Genomic DNA, 16885 nt, shown 5'->3' with positions numbered 1-16885 from the left:
ACGGGTGGGATGCCTTCGGCCTCACACGCGCGGAGCCAGCTTAGCGATCTTCCTTCTCCCCCGAAGAAACCACTCCACCCCATCGAGCACCTGGCGGGCCGGGCAGCGGTTGGCAGATGCTCGGGTTCGCTGTTCGGTCTGCACCACCGGCACCTGGCAGGGGCGGGTCCGGCTGGCAGGAGCGTGGGTTCGCTGTCTCCGCCCCCATCGAGCACCTGGCAGCTTCGGGTTCCTGCTGGTTGGGGGGCTGGTTCTCTGTTTAGCCCATGGGCACCTGGCAGCGTTGGTGCTGCCTGGCAGGTGCCCAAGAAGGGCACTTGACCGAGCGTCCCGACCACGTCCACAACGCTCCTGTTTCACCCTTTTCCGCCGCTCCACACCCCACACAACAAACCCCACCCACCCTGGGGGCTGACCCCGCTCCAGTCTATCGCGCCAGGCCGACAAACCAGGCGCAAACCATCTTGCCTGTGGATAACTCGCGATCATCGGTGGCGCGAGTCTGTGGGGCCTGGCGGGAACTGGTGGTTCTCAAGGTTTTGGGGTTATTCGGAGGAGTTTGTCGTCTGTGCCGTTGGAGGTGGTGACGTAGAGGGCGCCGTCGGGGGCGGTGCGGCTGGCGCGGAGGCGGCCGTACTGGTCGGCGAACTCTGGGGGGATGGTCACTGAGGTGACGTTCGCTTCGGTGTCCAATGTGTACAGGAGGAGTTTGGCGCCTTTGAGAGCTGTGGCGACCAGGGCTCCGTCCAAAGTGCCCCATTGGGGGCCGGTGAGGAAAGCGGTGGCGCAGATGGCTTCCGTGGTCTTGCCCGACTCCCACTTCGCCGGGATGGCGTCCGGGAAGCGGGTCAGGTCGGTCATGGGGACGCTTTCGTCGTAGCCGGGGGCCGTGCCGCCCTGGGATGGGTCCCAGCCGTAGTTGGCTCCGGGGACCAGGAGGTTGATCTCGTCGTTCTTGTCCGGGCCGTGTTCTGCGGTGAGGACCTGGCCGGTGCCGGGGCGAATGGCGACGCCCTGGATGTTGCGGTGGCCGTAGGTGAAGACGGGGGAGCCCGGGGTTGGGTTGTCGGGCAACGGTTCGCCGGTCTTGAGGTCTATGCGTAGGACCTTGCCGCCTAGGCTTGTTTTGTCCTGGGGGACGGCGCCGCGGGCGCTGTCGCCGGTGCCGACCAACAGCGCGCCGTCGGCGGCGAGGGTGGGGCGGCAGCCGGAGTGCCTGCCGTTGGCGGCCAGTGGCATACCGGTCAGGAGTTCCTTGACCCGGGTGGCCGATGTCTCGTCCTCGGTCAGGCGCCAGGTGACCAGCCGGACATCGGCGGGGGCGCCGTTCTCGGTGTGGGTTTGGCAGGTGGTGAACTCGCGGGACGTCTCGAAGTCGGGGTGGACGACCAAGCCCATCAGGCCGCCCTCGCCGCGGACCTGGACGGTGGTCGTGTCGGCTTTGACGGTGGTCGCGGTCGCGCCGGGCAGGCCGGAGGACAGCAGTGCGATCGCGCCGGTGCGCTGGGTGACGAGGACCTTGCCGTTCGGGAGGAAGCCGATGTCCCAGCCGTGGGTCAGCCCGCCGGTCACCAGCTCGACGTTTAGCGCGGGGGCCTGCGCGGGTGTCGATGGGCCCGTCCCGTCCGACGCGGCGCACCCGGTCACCGCGGTGGCTGTGACCACGATGATCGACATGACCCGTGACGAGGTGCTGCGCATACCGCCAGAATGCCGGTCACCATGTCTGCGCGCCGTGTGGCGAGGATGAGGGGGACCTTCGGCGATGAGCGACTCCACCTGGGACTGGCCGACGTGGACCTGGAGCGCGGACGGGGAGAGCACCCGCATCCGGGAGCTGCGCGGCGAGCTGTCGCGGGTGCGCGGCTCACTGGCACAGGCGCGGCTGCGGTCGGACCTGGCGTCGGTCACCGGGCCCCTGGAGCGCCGCGTCGACCGGCTCTCTGCGGCGTTCGACGCGTTCGTGGAGCTCAGCGGGGTGCGGGAGGAACTGTCGGTCTTCGATGAGGAAGCCGAGGTCCGCCACCAGGCCAGGATGCTGTTCGCGGGCAGGCCCCGCATCGACGCGGTGCGCGATGTCGGACAGTACTGGCTCCCCCCGGCGCTGCGGGCCGTGCTGGCGGTGGTTGTGGGGGAGGACACCGCCGCCCACCTCAAGTCCGCCGCCGAGCGCGACCACACCCGGGCCACCCTGTTCCACGTCCTCACCGCCGCCATCGTCGGCCGCGGCGACACGATCACCACCGGCATGATCGCCGAAACCCTCCCCAAACTGACCCCGTCGCTGCCCCTGTCCGTCTGGGCCGTGTGGACCCTGGCCGCCGACGGCCACTACGGCGTGGTCGGCAAGCAGTTGGCGCAGCGGCGCGCGATGGACTACCTGTCCCGCCTGCCGCAGCCGGACCGCCAAGCCGCTGTTGCCGGGTGGCGGGAGACGATCCCCCCGGACCAGAACACCGCGTTCGCCCTGCCCAAGGAGCTGCTCGGCGGCGACCGGCACGCGGACGTGGCCGGGTGGCCCGCGGCAGGCGGAGTCCCGCTGGCTGCGGGCAGTGCGGCGGCGGTGTCGGACGCCGCGACTGGGGGTGTGGCGAGCAGCGCGCGGCCGGAGCCAGCGGCCGGTGGCGGGGTGACGGCGTCTGGGGAGTTGGGACGGCAGGGCGGCGTGCGGTCGGTGTCGGTGGGCGTGGCGGCCGAGGGTGGGGTGACGGTTTCTGGCGAGTCGGGACGGCAAAGCGGCGCGGGGCCGGAGCGGGCGGCCGATGGTGGGGTGGCGGCGTCTGGGGAGTTGGGTCGGCAGGGTGGCGCGGGGCCGGTGTCGGCGGGCGCGGTGGCTGAGGGCGGGGCGGTGGTTTCTGGGGAGTCGGGTCGGCAGGGCGGCGCGCGGCCGGTGTCGGCGGGCGCGGTGGGCGATGGTGGGGTGGGGGCGTCTGGGGAGTTGGGACGGCAGGTTGGCGTGCGGGCGGAGTCGGCAGCCGTGGCGGTTGAGGGTGGGGTGGCGGTGGCTGGGGAGTCGGGTCGGCAGGGTGGGGTGGCGACGGAGGTGGTCGCTGGGGTGGCGGCTGCTGAGCGGGAGGCTGGTGGCGCTCTGGCGGGCGCTGGTGGGGTGGCGGAGTTGGCCGACGCGGGGGAACTGCGGGCCATCGGGTTGGCCTGCGACCGGCTCGCGGCGCTGCGGCGGTGGGTGGGGGACGGGCTGGTGCCGTCGACGGGGTATGACGAGCTTGACCCGGTCGTCAAGCGGACGCTGGAGGCGCTGGTCGATGAGGGCAGCGCCCAGGAACGGGACCTGCTGCGTCGCGAGCGCGAACTGCGCCAGGTCATCGAGGGCACGGGCGGCCAGACCGCTTGCTGGTCCGACCCCGCTGGCGACCCGGCCGCGCTGCTGCGGGCCGCGGCGGTGAGCAGGCCGAACCGGCGGGGGCTGATCATCCGCGCGTGCGCCAAGGACATCGCCGCGGCGGCGGAAGCCCTCGCCGACGAGGGCCGCAAGCGTTTGCCCGAGGTGGTGGCCGTGCGGACGCGGCGGGGGCAGGTGGCCGTCACGGCGACGGGCCCAGTGCCGGGCGCGATCGAGGCGGCTGTAGCCAGGGCGTGCGCTGTTGACCCGATCCCGCGACGGCTGGCGGTGGGACTGGCGGTGCTGGGGGTGGTGTTGGTGGGGTTCGCTTTCCTGTTGGGGTGGACGTGGGCGGTCCCGGCTGTCGCGGCCCTGGCGGGCGCGGTCGCTTACCAGCGCAAGGACAGCCACATCCGCGAACTCGTCGATCTGGACTCGGCCGCGACCCGGGACATCCTCCGCGCCGATACCAAGCGCGCCGTGTCCGCCTTCGCCACCGCGTTAGCCGATCTGGAAGGCCGCCGCGCGCGGGTGCCCGACGACCTCGCCACGGTGCGCGCCCTGCTCGCGTGACGACGATGCTCGTTGTGCGGGGTTGTCGGGTTTCGGACTACCTGCTCAAACGGGCATCCTCGTCACGCGCGTGACGCCATCTCGGAACGGTCTGTGCGGGGTTGGTGGGCCGTTGCGGTGGTGCGGTGAGCGGGTGCCTTGCGACCTCGCCACGGTGCGTGCCCTGCTGGCGTGACGGTGATGCCTGCGGTGCGGGTTGTTGTCGGGGTTCGGACGACCCTGGCTCCGGTGGCCGCGTCGCCTGCGTGACGCCAATCTCGGAACGGGTTGTGCGGGGTTGGTGGGTCGTTGTGGTGGCGCGGTGAGCGAGCATCTTGCGTTCTCGCCGCGGTGCGCGCCCTGCTCGCGTGACGGCGATGTCCGTTGCGCGGGTTGTCGGGTTCGGACGACCTGGTCAGCGGGCACCTCGTCACGCGGGTGATGCCAGTTTCGGAATGGGTTGGTGGGCGGTTGTGGTGGCGCGGTGGGCGGGTGCCTTACGTCCTCGCCATGGTGCGTGCCGTGCTCGCGTGACGACGGTGCCCGTTGCGCGGGTTGTCGGGTTCGGACGACCTGGTCAGCGGGCACCTCGTCACGCGGGTGATGCCAGTTTCGGAATGGGTTGGGTGGGGTTGGTGGGCGGTTGTGGTGGCGCGGTGAGCGGGTGCCTTGCGGCCTCGCCATGGTGTGTGTCCTGCTGGCGTGACGGTGATGCCTGCGGTGCGGGTTGTCGGGTTTCGGACGATCTAGCCCCGGTGGCCGCGTCGCCGCGTGAGGCCAATCTCGGAACGGTTGTGCGCGGTTGGTGGGCGGTTGCGGTGGCGCGGTGAGCGAGCGCCTTGCGGCCTCGCCACGGTGTGTGCCGTGCTCGCGGGACGGCGATGCCCGTTGCGCGGGGTTGTCGGGTTCGCCCGGTTGCCGCGTCGCTTGCGTGATGCCAATCTCGGAATGGGCTGGGTGGGGTTGGTGGGCCGTTACGGTGGCGCGGTGAGTGAGCACCTTGTCCTCAGCGTTGACGGACCCGTGGCGACCCTGACCATCGACCGGCCCGCTAAGCGCAACGCGTTGAGCTTTGAGATGTGGTCGGCGATTCCCGGGATCGTGGCCGGGGTCGCGGCTGACGACGAGGTGCGGGTGCTGGTCATCCGGGGGACTGAGAACTTCTCGGCGGGTGCGGACATCAGCGAGTTCTCCACGCTGCGGCGGGACGCGGCGGGTGCGCAGCGGTACGGGCAGGCGGTGGAGGCTGCGACCAAGGCCCTGACCGGCCTGGGTAAGCCCACCATCGCGGCCATCACCGGTTTCTGTATCGGCGGCGGCTGTGAGATCGCCTTGGCCTGCGATCTCCGGATCGCGGCCGACGACGCCCGGTTTGGGATCACTCCGGCCAAGCTGGGGATCGTGTTCAACCTGCCCTCGACCAAGCAACTGGTCGACGCGGTCGGCCCAGCCTGGGCCAAGCAAATCCTGTTCACCGGCGACATCCTCGACGCCCCCACCGCCCTGCGCATCGGCCTGGTCAACGAACTGCACCCGGCCGACGCCCTCCCCAAACGCGCCCAGGACCTCGCCGACCTCATGGCCTCCCGTTCCCAGGTGACCATCCAGGGCGCCAAGATCATCGTCGGCTGGATCTTGGCGGGCCGCACCGACGAGGACGACGAAACCCACGCCCTCTACGCCCACTCGGTCACCAGCCCCGACTACGCCGAGGGCGTCGCGGCCTTCCTGGAGAAGCGCCCGCCGCGCTTCTAGCGCGGAACGACCCTCGGCCGCTGGGCTGGATTCCCGCTCAGTCGGCTTCCTGGGCGCACGCGTCGATGATTCGGTCGATATCCGACCTCTTCAGGTTCAAGGCGAGCCCGGGGAAGCTGGCGGTGCCACCCAGCGCGCCGGTCTCCACCAGGCGCACCCGCGTGGTTGACCAGCCCATCCGTTTGGCGAGCATCGACGCGCTCAGTCTCGCCCGCCTGCGGGCTTGGTAGACCTCGTCTCCCCACATCTTGTGCAGGTCGGATCGGTGATCATTCACGTGATCATTCGTCATGCCAGCCACCGTAGTGGTTGCCGCGCGCCAACTCCCGTTTCGGCAGCTAAAACCATCCGATCGGACTACTGGTTGGCTCATAGTTGCCGCACGGTCGGGTGGCGGAATCGGATTCCGGGCATCGGAAGGGGGCTCACGTGGGGGTGAGGCGGGCCAGTTCGGCTTGGAGGTTGGCGCGGGCCGGGGCTTCCCAGAGTTCCTGGCCCAGCGGGGTGCGGTAGAGGCTGGGGAGGGCCAGCAGTCCGCGCAGGACGGCCGCCCGTCCCGCCCGGAAGGCCGCGTCGGGGACGAAGGCGTACTCGGCGCGGACGGCTTCGGTGTAGGCCCAGTAGGCGGGGGAGGCGAGGATGGCCAGGTCCGCGTCGCAGAGGACTTCGCCGTTGTTGTCGCCGGGGGTGGTTTTGTGGCCGTTGGTGAGGCAAACCAGGCGCGCTACCTCCGTCACGGCAAGCGTGGGCAGACCTAGGGCGGTTAGCTCTGTCTCGGCTAGGCGGGCGCTTTGCTCCTCGTCGTCGCCGCGGCCCTGGTAGACGGCGTCGTGGTACCAGGCGGCGAGACGGACCAGGTCGGGGTCGGCGGCGTGGTCGGCCAGCAGGTCCACGCCGTCGAGGACCGCGTGCAGGTGGGCGAGGGTGTGGTAGCGGCGGTGCGGCTCTTCCCAGCGGGCCACCAGCGCCGCGCCGCCGGTGTCGGGCAGGCCCAGCGACCTCGCCAGCGTTGACCATCGCTCGACGGACATGGGCGCCACGTTATCGGCGCGACGAGTGTCGGGGACAGGCCGTAGTCTGAACCGTGAGAACCCCTTCCGGACTCAAGGTCCCGGGCAGGGGTCTGTCCGCCTTTTCCCTCCCGTCATGAAGGACTGGCTTCTCATCGTGTCGAAGGCTCCGCTGCACGGTCTGCTCGAAACACTGCTCGACGATCCCGCCGCCGCCACCGTGATCGAGGCTGCGGGCGCTCCCGTCCAGGAACTGCGCGGCCCGGTCGCCGCGCGGCCGCTGGTTGTGGCCGCGTTGGCCACCAAGACTCCGGTGCTCGCCGTCACGGCCACCGGGCGGGAGGCCGACGACCTGGTCTCCGTCCTCGGCGACCTGCTCGGGCGGGACGCGGTGGCCGACTTCCCCTCCTGGGAGACGCTGCCGCACGAGCGGTTGTCGCCGCGGGCGGACACCGTCGGTGGACGGTTGGCTGTGCTGCGCAGGCTCGCTCACCCCGAGGAGCACCCGGCCGGGCCGCTGAAGGTGGTCGTGGCCACGGTGCGCAGCCTGATTCAGCCGATGGCCCCCGGGCTGGGCGAACTGGCTCCGGTGCGGCTCGCGGTCGGCGAGGAGCAGGACTTCGACGGGGTCGTCGCTCGGCTCGCCGACCTCGCTTACCTGCGCGTCGACATGGTGGAGAAGCGGGGTGAGTTCGCGGTGCGGGGCGGCATCGTCGACCTGTTCCCGCCGACCGCGGAGCACCCCGTCCGGGTGGAGTTCTGGGGCGACGAGGTCACCGAGATCCGGCCGTTCGCCGTGGCCGACCAGCGGTCGCTGCCCGGTGAACTGCGCGAGGTTGTCGCCCCGCCGTGCCGGGAGCTGCTGCTGACCGACGACGTACGGGAGCGGGCCGCCGCGCTGGCCGAGGCGCACCAGGCCGACGCGCATCTGCACGAGATGCTGGCGAAGCTGGCCGAGGGCATCCCGTCGGAGGGCATGGAGGCGCTCATCCCGGCCCTGTGCCGCGGCGAGATGCAACTGCTCACCGATGTCTTCCCGGCGGGCACGCACGTCCTGCTCAACGACCCCGAGAAGATCCGCACCCGCGCCCACGACCTGGTCCGCACCGGCCAGGAGTTCCTGGAAGCGTCGTGGATGGCCGCCGCGGGCGGCGGCAAGGCCCCCATCGACCTGGGCGCGTCGGCTTACCGCGACCTCGGTGACATCGCCGCGCACGCCCGCGACAGCGACCACCCGTGGTGGACGCTCTCCCAGCTCACCGACGAGACCGCTGTCGCTCTCGATCTCCACCCCGTCGAGGCTTACCGGGGCGACGTAGAACGCGCCTTCGCCGACCTGCGCGCGCACACCGCGGCGGGCGGGGCGGCGGTGCTGGTCGTGCCGGGCGCGGGCACCGCGAAGCGGGCCGTCGAGCAGTTGGCCGAGGCCGAGGTGGCGGCCACGTTCGCCGAGGACGGGCTGGCCGAGCGGCCCAAGACGGGCATGGTCACCGTTGTACGCGGCTCTATAGAGGACGGGTTCGCCGCGCCCGGGTCGGCGCTGGTCGTGCTCACCGAGACCGATCTGACCGGCGGCAGGCACGGCACGTCCACAAAGGACATGTCGACCAAGATGCCGTCGCGCCGGCGCAACGCGGTAGACCCGTTGGCTCTGAAAGCGGGCGACTATGTGGTGCACGAGCAGCACGGCATCGGCCGGTACGTCGAGATGGTGCAGCGCACGGTCGCGGGCGCGACGCGCGAGTACCTGGTGCTGGAGTACGCCAGCTCCAAGCGCGGCCAGCCCGGCGACCGCCTGTTCGTGCCGACCGACCAACTGGACGAGGTCTCCCGCTACGTCGGCGGCGAGCTGCCCAGCCTGAACAAGCTCGGCGGGTCGGACTGGAAGAACACCAAGGCCAAGGCCAAGAAGGCGGTCAAACAGATCGCCGCGGAACTCGTCCAGCTCTACGCCGCCCGCCAGGCCGCCCCCGGGCACGCGTTCGGCCCGGACACCCCGTGGCAGCGCGAGCTGGAGGACGCGTTCCCGTTCACCGAGACCGTCGACCAGCTCGCCGCCATCGATGAGGTCAAGGCCGACATGATGCGCGGCGTCCCGATGGACCGGGTGATCTGCGGCGACGTCGGCTACGGCAAGACGGAGATCGCCGTGCGCGCGGCGTTCAAGGCGGTGCAGGACGGCAAGCAGGTCGCCGTGCTGGTCCCGACGACCCTGCTCGCCCAGCAGCACCTCAACACCTTCTCCGGCCGGATGCACTCGTTCCCGGTGAACGTCAAGGGCCTGTCCCGGTTCACCGACTCGGCCGAGTCCGAGCAGACCATCGCCGGGCTCGCCGACGGCACGGTGGACATCGTCATCGGCACGCACCGGCTGTTGCAGACCGGGTTGCGGTACAAGGACCTCGGCCTGGTGATCGTGGACGAGGAGCAGCGCTTCGGCGTCGAGCACAAGGAACACATCAAGGCGCTGCGCACGCACGTCGACGTGCTCACCATGTCCGCGACCCCGATCCCGCGCACCCTGGAGATGTCGCTGGCGGGCATCCGGGAGATGTCGACCATCCTGACCCCGCCGGAGGACCGGCACCCGATCCTGACCTACGTCGGCGCGTACGACGACAAGCAGGTCGCCGCCGCGATCCGCCGCGAGCTGCTGCGCGACGGGCAGGTCTTCTACGTGCACAACCGGGTGTCCTCCATCGAGAAGGCCGCCCGCAGGCTGCGCGAGCTCGTCCCGGAGGCGCGGGTCGTCACCGCGCACGGGCAGATGAACGAGGACCGGCTGGAGAAGATCATCCAGGGGTTCTGGGAGCGCGAGCACGACGTGCTGGTCTGCACGACGATCGTGGAGACCGGCCTGGACATCTCCAACGCCAACACGCTGATCGTGGAGCGCGGCGACATGCTCGGCCTGGCCCAGCTCCACCAGCTCCGCGGCCGGGTCGGCCGGGCCCGCGAGCGCGGCTACGCCTACTTCCTCTACCCGCCCGAGCAGCCGCTGACCGAGCACGCCCACGACCGGCTGGCCACGATCGCGCAGAACACCGAGCTGGGCGCGGGCATGGCCGTGGCGATGAAGGACTTGGAGATCCGCGGCGCGGGCAACATCCTGGGCGCCGAGCAGTCCGGGCACATCGCGGGCGTCGGGTTCGACCTCTACATCCGGCTCGTCGGCGAGGCTGTCGACGCGTTCCGCAGGCACGCGGGCGCGCCTGGGGCCGAGGACGAGGAGGAGCTGGCCGAGGTGCGGGTGGACCTGCCGGTCGACGCGCACATCCCGCACGACTACGTGCCCGGCGAGCGGCTGCGGCTGGAGGCATACCGGAAGCTGGCCGCCGCCCCGGACGCCGCCGCGCTCGACGCGGTGCGCGAGGAGCTGGTCGACCGCTACGGCGAGCCGCCCACCCCGGTCGTCACCCTGCTCGCGGTCGCGGAGTTCCGCCAGACCTGCCGCCGCCACGGTGTCACCGAGGTCGTCGCGCAGGGCAGCAACATCCGGTTCGCCCCGCTGCCGCTACGCGACTCGCAGCTGGTGCGGCTCAAGCGGCTGCACCCGAAGGCCGTGCACAAGGCGGTCACGAACACCGTCACCGTGCCGCGCCCGACCGAGGGCGCCGCGGGCGGCCGGATCGGCGCGCCGGTGCTGCGCGACCGCGATTTGCTCGACTGGTGCGCGAAGTTCCTCGCCTCACTCGAAGTCGCTCCCGCTACCGCTGGAGTGCGTTAGGTAACACTGCGTGCCGATCACGCGACTCCCCTGGCGACTCCGGCAAGGCGGGGACCCAGGGGAGGGCGTCGCTCGTGATCCACACGACCCAGCTCGGCTGGACGCTGTCGCCCGACGAGTTCGCCGACGTGTGGGACCGGTTGGGCGTAGACGGGTTCCCGTATCCGATCCGGGTCGAGCGCGCGGACCCCGACATCAGCGGAGTCCGCAAGCGATTACGGTCGGCGCGGATACTCGGTCGCGCGGACCGAATCGACCCCGAGCTGGAAGCCGCCTTGCGGATGCTGCACGCCCCCGAGCTGTCCGTGGACTCGGTGTGGCTGGCCGAGGACGGCTCAGACTCCCCGCACCGGGTGCTCGCCGCCCGGGTGGGCAAGCTGGCGGTGATCGCCACCCAGGAGCCCGGCCCGAGCGAGCACGCGGGTGGCGACGTGCTGATCCGCGACCTGGTGTGCACCGCGCTCGCCGCGTCCGTGGTCCACGAGCTGCCCGCCGACCGCCCCGGCCGCGTGCCCGGCGGGAGCTGGTCGGGCGCGGACGCCGACCGGGCTGACGCGCTGCGCGACCTGCTCGCCGCCCGCAGGCTCCGCGCGGGCCAGCTCGGCGTCACCGCGCACGGCACGCGCGGGCCGATGCTGTTCTGGTTCGACGTGGCGGGCGACGGCCGCTACGCCCTGCTGCGCGTCGTGGGCGCGGACGGCAGGCTCTGGGTCCGGCTCGCGCCCGCGGACACCGCCGTGCTGCGCGGGCTGCTCACGCGCGTGCTGCGGCAGACCGCCGGACACGCTGGGTAACCCGAACGGGTGCTCGTGACCAGCTCGGCGGCGTTGTGAGAGGCTACGGCACTGTGACCACCGTCATCCGCCGCCGCGGCCCGTTCTTCGCGCTGCTCGCCGTGCTCGGGCTCGTGCTCACCGCCTGCGCCTCCGGGCCGAGTCAGGTCAACGCCGCCGCGATCGTGGGCGGCAAGGCCATCGGAGTCAACCGGGTCCAGCAGCTGGTGGACCGGGCGCTGGAGATCGAGCCAGCCACCCGGACGCTGGCCGACCAGCGCAAGCTCGACCTGCTCTCCCGGGGCATGCTGCGCCAGTTGGTGCTGCACGAGCTGATCGAGTCCTACGCGGCCAAGCACCGGCTGACGGTCGAGCCCGCCGACGTGACCGAGCTTGCCCGGCAGATCCGCGAGCTGGAGTCGCTGCCGACCGATGGCACGGTGCCGCCGACCGCGCTCGTGCAGCAGGCGGTCAACCGGGCTTTCGAGCCGGAGGCGATCGCCCGCGACCACCTGCTGATGACCAGGATCGGCCAGGCGCAGGCGGCGACGCTCGCGGTGACCTTCGACTTCATCCTCGTCGCCCCCGGCGGCGCGGGCGACTCCGGTTCGCTGCGCTCGCAGGCCGTCGACAAGGCCAAGGAACTCGCCCAGGGCCTCGACCAGGCGGACAAGGTCCTCGACGCCGAGATCGCGGGCGGCGCGCAGGCGGCCAAGAACGAGACGATCTTCCCGGCGCAGGCCCCGGAGATCGCGGGCAGCGCGCTGTTCGGCACGCCAGCCAACTCCGTGGTCGCCTTCCAGCCCGGCGACGAGAACGCGGGCTGGGTGGTCGCGCTGGTCCGCGAGCGGGACACCTCGGCCAAGCCCGCCGCGGACGCCCCGGCGCCGGACGCGCGCCTGTCGACCGCGCTCGGGCCGCGCCTGTTGCAGTCCACGGTGGCCGACCTCGGCGTCAAGATCAGCCCGCGCTACGGCCTGTGGGACCTGGCCGGGATGACGGTCGCGCCCAGCGAGGGCGAGACCAAGGGCGTGGTGATCCCGGTCAAGAACGCCCCCGTCGCGCCGTGAGCAGCCACCCCGGGTCCGCCGTGGTGCTGGTGAGCGCCGAGACGGTCCCCGCGAGCGCGCTCGCGCCGCTGCGCGCGGCCAAACGCGTGTACGTCACCGGCGGGGCAGACCCCGCGCTGGGCGACGCGCCCGCGCCCGACACCCTGCTGGACGAGGCGGCCACGGCGGCTGTCGTGCTGGTCACCGACGATCTCGGCGACCCGGCCGCGGCCGCGTTGGTCGCGGCGGGCGCCCCCGTGCACCGCACCCCGGGCGCCGGGCTGGTCGCCGCGGCGCGGGTCATGGACACGCTGCGGTCCCCGGGCGGGTGCCCGTGGGACGCGGAGCAGACCCACGAGTCGCTGCGGCAGTACCTGGTCGAGGAGTGCTTCGAGCTGCTGGAGGCCATCGACGACGGCGACCGGGTCGCGTTGCGCGAAGAGCTCGGCGACGTGCTGTTGCAGGTCCTGTTCCACGCCCGCGTCGCCGAGGAGCACGACACCGAGGCGTTCTCGGTTGACGACGTGGCGGGCGACCTGGTGGCCAAGCTCGTCGGCAGGCACCCGCACGTGTTCGCGGGCGGCGACCCGGCCGTGCGCGACGCCGCCAGCCAGGAGCACCGCTGGGAGGAGCTGAAACAGCGGGAGAAGCGCCGGGAGTCCAGTGTGGACGGTGTGGCTACCGGGCAGCCCGCCGCCGCGCTGGCCGCGAAGCTTACCCAGCGCACCGCCCGCGCTGGCCTGCCGCCGGACCTGCTGCCGGGCGCGGGCTCTGGCAACGGCTCTGGTGATGGCTCTGGTGCCGACTATGGCTCCCGGCTGTTCGCGTTGGCCGCCGAGGCGAAGCTCGCGGGCCGCGACCCGGAAGGCGACCTGCGCGCGGTCGCCCGGGAGTTCGCCTCGGCCGTGCGCGCCGCCGAGGCCGCCGCCCGCGCGGCGGGCGTCGATTCCGCCCGAATGGACCACGACACCTGGCGCGCGCACTGGCCCACGCGGTGATCATCGACCCGAGTGCGCCGCACCTGTCGGCGGCTATGGCTAACTTGGCAGGGTGACCGACGCCTATCTCAGATTCCCCCATCTGCATGCGGACCTGATCACCTTCGTCGCCGAGGACGACGTGTGGCTGGCACCGGCCGACGGTGGCCGGGCGTGGCGGCTCTCGGCTGACCAGGTCCCGGTGACCAACCCCAGGTTCTCGCCGGACGGCGCCACGATCGCCTGGACGAGCACCAGAGACGTCGAGCCGGAAGTGCACGCGGCCCCGGCCGAGGGCGGTCCCAGCGAACGGCTCACGCACTGGGGCGACGTGCGCACCACCGTGCTCGGCTGGACCCGGGACGGGCGGGTGATCGCCCGCACGACGGCGGGCCGCCCGTCGCTGCGGGCGAGTTGGGCGCACGCGGTCCCGCTCGACGGGACGCCCAGCGAACGGCTTCCCTACGGGCCGGTCGCCGCCCTCGACATCGCCGCGTCCGGCGCGGTCGTGCTCGGCTCGGTGATCTCCCGCGAACCCGCCTGGTGGAAGCGCTACCGGGGCGGCACCACCGGCAAGATTTGGGTCGACCCGGAGGGCACCGGCGAGTTCGCCCGCATCCTGTCCGATGTGGACGGACACATGGTCGACCCGATGTGGGTCGGCGACCGGATCGCGTTCCTGTCCGACCACGAGGGCGTCGGCAACCTGTACTCCTGCGCGGTCGACGGCACCGACCTGCGCAAACACACCGACCACGACGACTTCTACGCGCGCAACGCCAGCACAGACGGCTCCCGCGTCGTCTACCACCGCGCCGGTGAGGTGTGGTTGCTCGACGGGCTCGACGCCGCCCCGCGCCGCGTCGAGGTGCGCCTGGGCGGGCCGCGCGGCTCCCGGCAGCCCCGCCCGATCACCGCGCGCCTGCACCTGGGCGACGTGGGGCCGGACAAGACCGGCCGGGCCAGCGCCGTCGAGGTGCGCGGCACCGTGCACTGGGTGACCCACCGCGACGGCCCGGTCCGCGCGCTCGCCGTCGAGCCCGGCGTCCGCGCCCGGCTGCCGCAGGTGCTCGGCGACACCGGCCAGGTCGTCTGGGTCACCGACGCCGACGGCGAGGACGCGCTGGAGTTCGCCCCGGTGGCGGGCCGCGAACCCGGCGTCAGCCCGCGTCGCGTCGCCGGTGGCCAACTCGGGCGGGTGCTGGAGCTGGCCGCGTCGCCGGACGGGCGCCGGGTCGGCGTGGTCACCCACGACGGGCGGCTGCTGCTGGTCGACGCGGACGACGGCGAGGTCCGCGAGGTAGTCCGCGTCCAGGAGATGGACCCGACCGGCCTGGTGTTCTCCCCGGACTCGCTGTGGCTGGCCTGGTCGCACCCCGGCCCGAGCCCGCTGCGGCACATCCGCATGGTCAACACGACCGACCTGAGTGTGGTCGACGTCACACCACTGCGGTTTGTCGACTCCGATCCCGCCTTCACCCTCGACGGCAAGCACATCGCGTTCCTGTCCACGCGCAGCTTCGACCCGATCTACGACGTGCACGTGTTCGACCTGTCCTTCGCCAACGGCAGCAGGCCCTACCTGGTGCCGCTGTCGGCGACGACCCCGTCGCCCTTCGCACCCGTCCGCGAGGGGCGGCCCTTCGGCGACCCCGACGACAAGGACACCGGCGACGACGGCGCGCCGCGCACCTCGGTCGACATCGAGGGCATCGAGGACCGGGTGGTGGCCTTCCCGGTGCCCGCCGCCCGCTACTCCGGCCTGCGCGCGGCCAAGGGCGGCGTGCTGTGGCTGCGCGACCCGCTCACCGGCTCCCTCGGCGACGATCTTGACGACCTCGGCGAAGACGCCCCGCGCTCCGTGCTGGAACGCTACGACCTGGTCAAACTCAAGGTCGACACCCTGGTCGACGGCCTGGACGAGGTGTGGACCAGCGGCGACGGCTCCCGCATCGTCGTCCGCGACGGCCGCTCGCTGCGGGTCCTGCCCGCCGACCGCAAGGCCGACTCCGACGACGGCTCGGAGGACAACATCAGCGTCGACCTGAGCCGGGTCCGCGTCCTGCTCGACCCGGCGGCGGAGTGGCGGCAGTCCTACGACGAGACCGGCCGCCTCATGCGCGACCACTTCTGGCGCGCGGACATGAACGGCATCGACTGGTCGGGCGTGCTAGCCCGCTACCGCCCCCTGGTGGACTCGGTCGGCTCCCACGACGAGCTGGTCGACCTGCTCTGGGAAGTCCACGGTGAACTGAACACCTCGCACGCCTACGTCATGCCCCCGCGCGGCGGAGCCGACCACAAGCGCAGGCTCGGCCTGCTCGGCGCCGACTTGGCCCGCGACGCCGACGGCGCTTGGCGCATCACCGCGATCGTGCCCGGCGAAAGCTCCGACCCCCGCGCCCGCTCCCCCTTGCGCGCCCCCGGCGTCGGCGCCCGCGTCGGCGACGCCATCGTCGCTGTCGACGGCAGGCCAGTGGACCCATTACGCGGCCCGGCTCCCCTCCTGGTCGGCACGGCGGGCGCCCCCGTCGAACTCACCATCGAACCCAAGGGCGGCGGCGCCACCCGCCGCGTGGTCGTGGTGCCGTTGCTGGACGACATGCCGTTGCGCTACCAGGCGTGGGTCGCCGACCGCCGCGCCCACGTCCACGCCGCGTCCGACGGCCGCGTCGGCTACCTGCACGTCCCCGACATGGTCGCCAACGGCTGGGCGCAACTGCACAGAGATCTTCGCCTGGAAATGCGCCGCGAGGGCGTCGTGGTCGACCTCCGCGAAAACCGAGGCGGCCACCTGTCACAACTGGTGGTGGAAAAGCTGAGCCGCCGCATAGTCGGCTGGGGCCGAGCCCGCGACGGCTACTACGAAGAGACCTACCCCCTAGACGCCCCCCGAGGCCCGGTAGTGGCGGTAGCCGACGAGTTCTCCGGCTCCGACGGCGACATCGTCAACGCCGCCATCAAGGCCCTGGGCATCGGCCCGGTAGTCGGCACCCGCACCTGGGGCGGCGTAGTCGGCATAGACATGCGCTACCACCTGGTAGACGGCACCCTGGTCACCCAACCCCGCTACGCCACCTGGATGGAAGGCCCAGGCTGGAACCTAGAAAACCACGGCGTCGACCCAGACATCGAAGTCGTAGTCACCCCCCAAGACCACGCGGCTGGCCGAGACCCCCAACTTGACACAGCCATCCGCATAGCCCTGGACCACCTGGCCGACCACCCCGCAGCCTCCCCACCCGACCTCCCCCCACCCGCGTAACCCCCCGGCTGTCGACCGGTGGCCTTGGGAACCCCCTGCCCCAAGGCCACCGCCGAGCCCCACCCGCGTTTCCCACCCCTCGCTATGCCCTCGCGCCGAGTTATCCACAGGCAAGATCGTTTCGACCCCGATTGTCGGCCTGGTCCGATAGACTGGAGCGGGGTCAGCCCCCAGGGTGGGTGGGGCTTTGTTGTGGGCCTGTGCGGCGGCAAACAAGAGCTTTCGCGGATGCGGTTGGGCCAGTGGTTGAGTGGCCTTTGTGGGGCCAACCCCGCCAAACCGCCCTGCTGCTGGCCCCGCGTTCCTGCCAGGTTGAACCAGCGCCCGCCCAGTGCTCGATGGGGTGGAACTGCACACTCAACCCCCGGCCAGGCCGAACCGAGGCTCGCCAGGTGCTCGATGGGGTGGAGTGGTTTCTTTGGGGGTGAAGGAAGATC

At 71.8% G+C, this 16885-nt stretch carries 10 protein-coding genes; 7 read left to right on the top strand and 3 right to left on the bottom strand.

All coding sequences use genetic code 11. The annotated features are described in order from the left end of the window. Nucleotides 1–531: 531 nt before the first annotated feature. Nucleotides 532–1701 carry a PQQ-dependent sugar dehydrogenase gene (locus ACZ6SD_RS13230; protein ID WP_465317168.1) on the bottom strand — a complete coding sequence of 390 codons (1170 nt, stop codon included), beginning with the start codon at nucleotides 1699–1701 and terminating at the stop codon, nucleotides 532–534. A gap of 64 nt (nucleotides 1702–1765) precedes the next feature. On the opposite strand from ACZ6SD_RS13230, the gene ACZ6SD_RS13225 reads away from it, so the two are divergent. Next, complete coding sequence (locus ACZ6SD_RS13225) at nucleotides 1766–3913, top strand: hypothetical protein (RefSeq protein ID WP_465317167.1); 2148 nt, start codon at nucleotides 1766–1768, stop codon at nucleotides 3911–3913. 966 nt (nucleotides 3914–4879) lie between these two features. Beyond that, nucleotides 4880–5647: an enoyl-CoA hydratase-related protein gene (locus tag ACZ6SD_RS13220; protein WP_465317166.1), complete on the top strand. Its 768-nt coding sequence runs from the start codon at nucleotides 4880–4882 to the stop codon at nucleotides 5645–5647. Nucleotides 5648–5684: 37 nt separating this feature from the next. Here the strand turns inward: ACZ6SD_RS13220 and ACZ6SD_RS13215 are convergent, their stop codons facing one another. Beyond that, nucleotides 5685–5939 (bottom strand): helix-turn-helix domain-containing protein, encoded by a 255-nt coding sequence (locus tag ACZ6SD_RS13215; RefSeq protein ID WP_465317165.1) that lies wholly within the window; start codon nucleotides 5937–5939, stop codon nucleotides 5685–5687. 133 nt (nucleotides 5940–6072) lie between these two features. Continuing rightward, nucleotides 6073–6678, bottom strand: a complete 606-nt coding sequence (locus ACZ6SD_RS13210; RefSeq protein ID WP_465317164.1) for an HD domain-containing protein — start codon at nucleotides 6676–6678, stop codon at nucleotides 6073–6075. A gap of 115 nt (nucleotides 6679–6793) precedes the next feature. Here ACZ6SD_RS13210 and mfd point away from each other — a divergent pair, with 115 nt between their 5' ends. The 5 genes from mfd to ACZ6SD_RS13185 all read left to right on the top strand — a co-directional run bounded on the left by mfd (nucleotide 6794) and on the right by ACZ6SD_RS13185 (nucleotide 16448). After that, nucleotides 6794–10384 carry a transcription-repair coupling factor gene (gene mfd / locus ACZ6SD_RS13205; RefSeq protein ID WP_465317163.1) on the top strand — a complete coding sequence of 1197 codons (3591 nt, stop codon included), beginning with the start codon at nucleotides 6794–6796 and terminating at the stop codon, nucleotides 10382–10384. 74 nt (nucleotides 10385–10458) lie between these two features. Beyond that, nucleotides 10459–11178, top strand: coding sequence for an ESX secretion-associated protein EspG (locus ACZ6SD_RS13200; protein ID WP_465317162.1), 720 nt, complete (start codon nucleotides 10459–10461; stop codon nucleotides 11176–11178). A 53-nt stretch (nucleotides 11179–11231) separates the two neighbouring features. Then, on the top strand, nucleotides 11232–12227 hold the full coding sequence (locus ACZ6SD_RS13195; RefSeq protein WP_465317161.1) for a SurA N-terminal domain-containing protein: 996 nt from the start codon (nucleotides 11232–11234) through the stop codon (nucleotides 12225–12227). Beyond that, nucleotides 12224–13204, top strand: a complete 981-nt coding sequence (locus ACZ6SD_RS13190; RefSeq protein ID WP_465317160.1) for a nucleoside triphosphate pyrophosphohydrolase — start codon at nucleotides 12224–12226, stop codon at nucleotides 13202–13204. The genes ACZ6SD_RS13195 and ACZ6SD_RS13190 overlap by 4 nt, the downstream gene beginning before the upstream one ends. A 52-nt stretch (nucleotides 13205–13256) precedes the next feature. After that, entirely contained in the window at nucleotides 13257–16448 is a 3192-nt protein-coding gene (locus tag ACZ6SD_RS13185) for a S41 family peptidase (RefSeq protein ID WP_465317159.1), read from the top strand. Nucleotides 16449–16885 lie beyond the last annotated feature (437 nt).

It is taken from the genome of Actinokineospora sp. NPDC051303 (genome assembly GCF_055586285.1).
Note: the sequence above shows the minus strand (reverse complement) of the source record. Positions and strands in the feature narration are given on the sequence as shown.

Coding starts and splice junctions, on each gene's coding strand:
- ACZ6SD_RS13230 (WP_465317168.1), bottom strand. CDS start 1,701: ATGCGCAGCACCTCGTCACGGGTCATGTCGATCATCGTGGTCACAGCC.
- ACZ6SD_RS13225 (WP_465317167.1), top strand. CDS start 1,766: ATGAGCGACTCCACCTGGGACTGGCCGACGTGGACCTGGAGCGCGGAC.
- ACZ6SD_RS13215 (WP_465317165.1), bottom strand. CDS start 5,939: ATGACGAATGATCACGTGAATGATCACCGATCCGACCTGCACAAGATG.
- ACZ6SD_RS13210 (WP_465317164.1), bottom strand. CDS start 6,678: ATGTCCGTCGAGCGATGGTCAACGCTGGCGAGGTCGCTGGGCCTGCCC.
- mfd (WP_465317163.1), top strand. CDS start 6,794: ATGAAGGACTGGCTTCTCATCGTGTCGAAGGCTCCGCTGCACGGTCTG.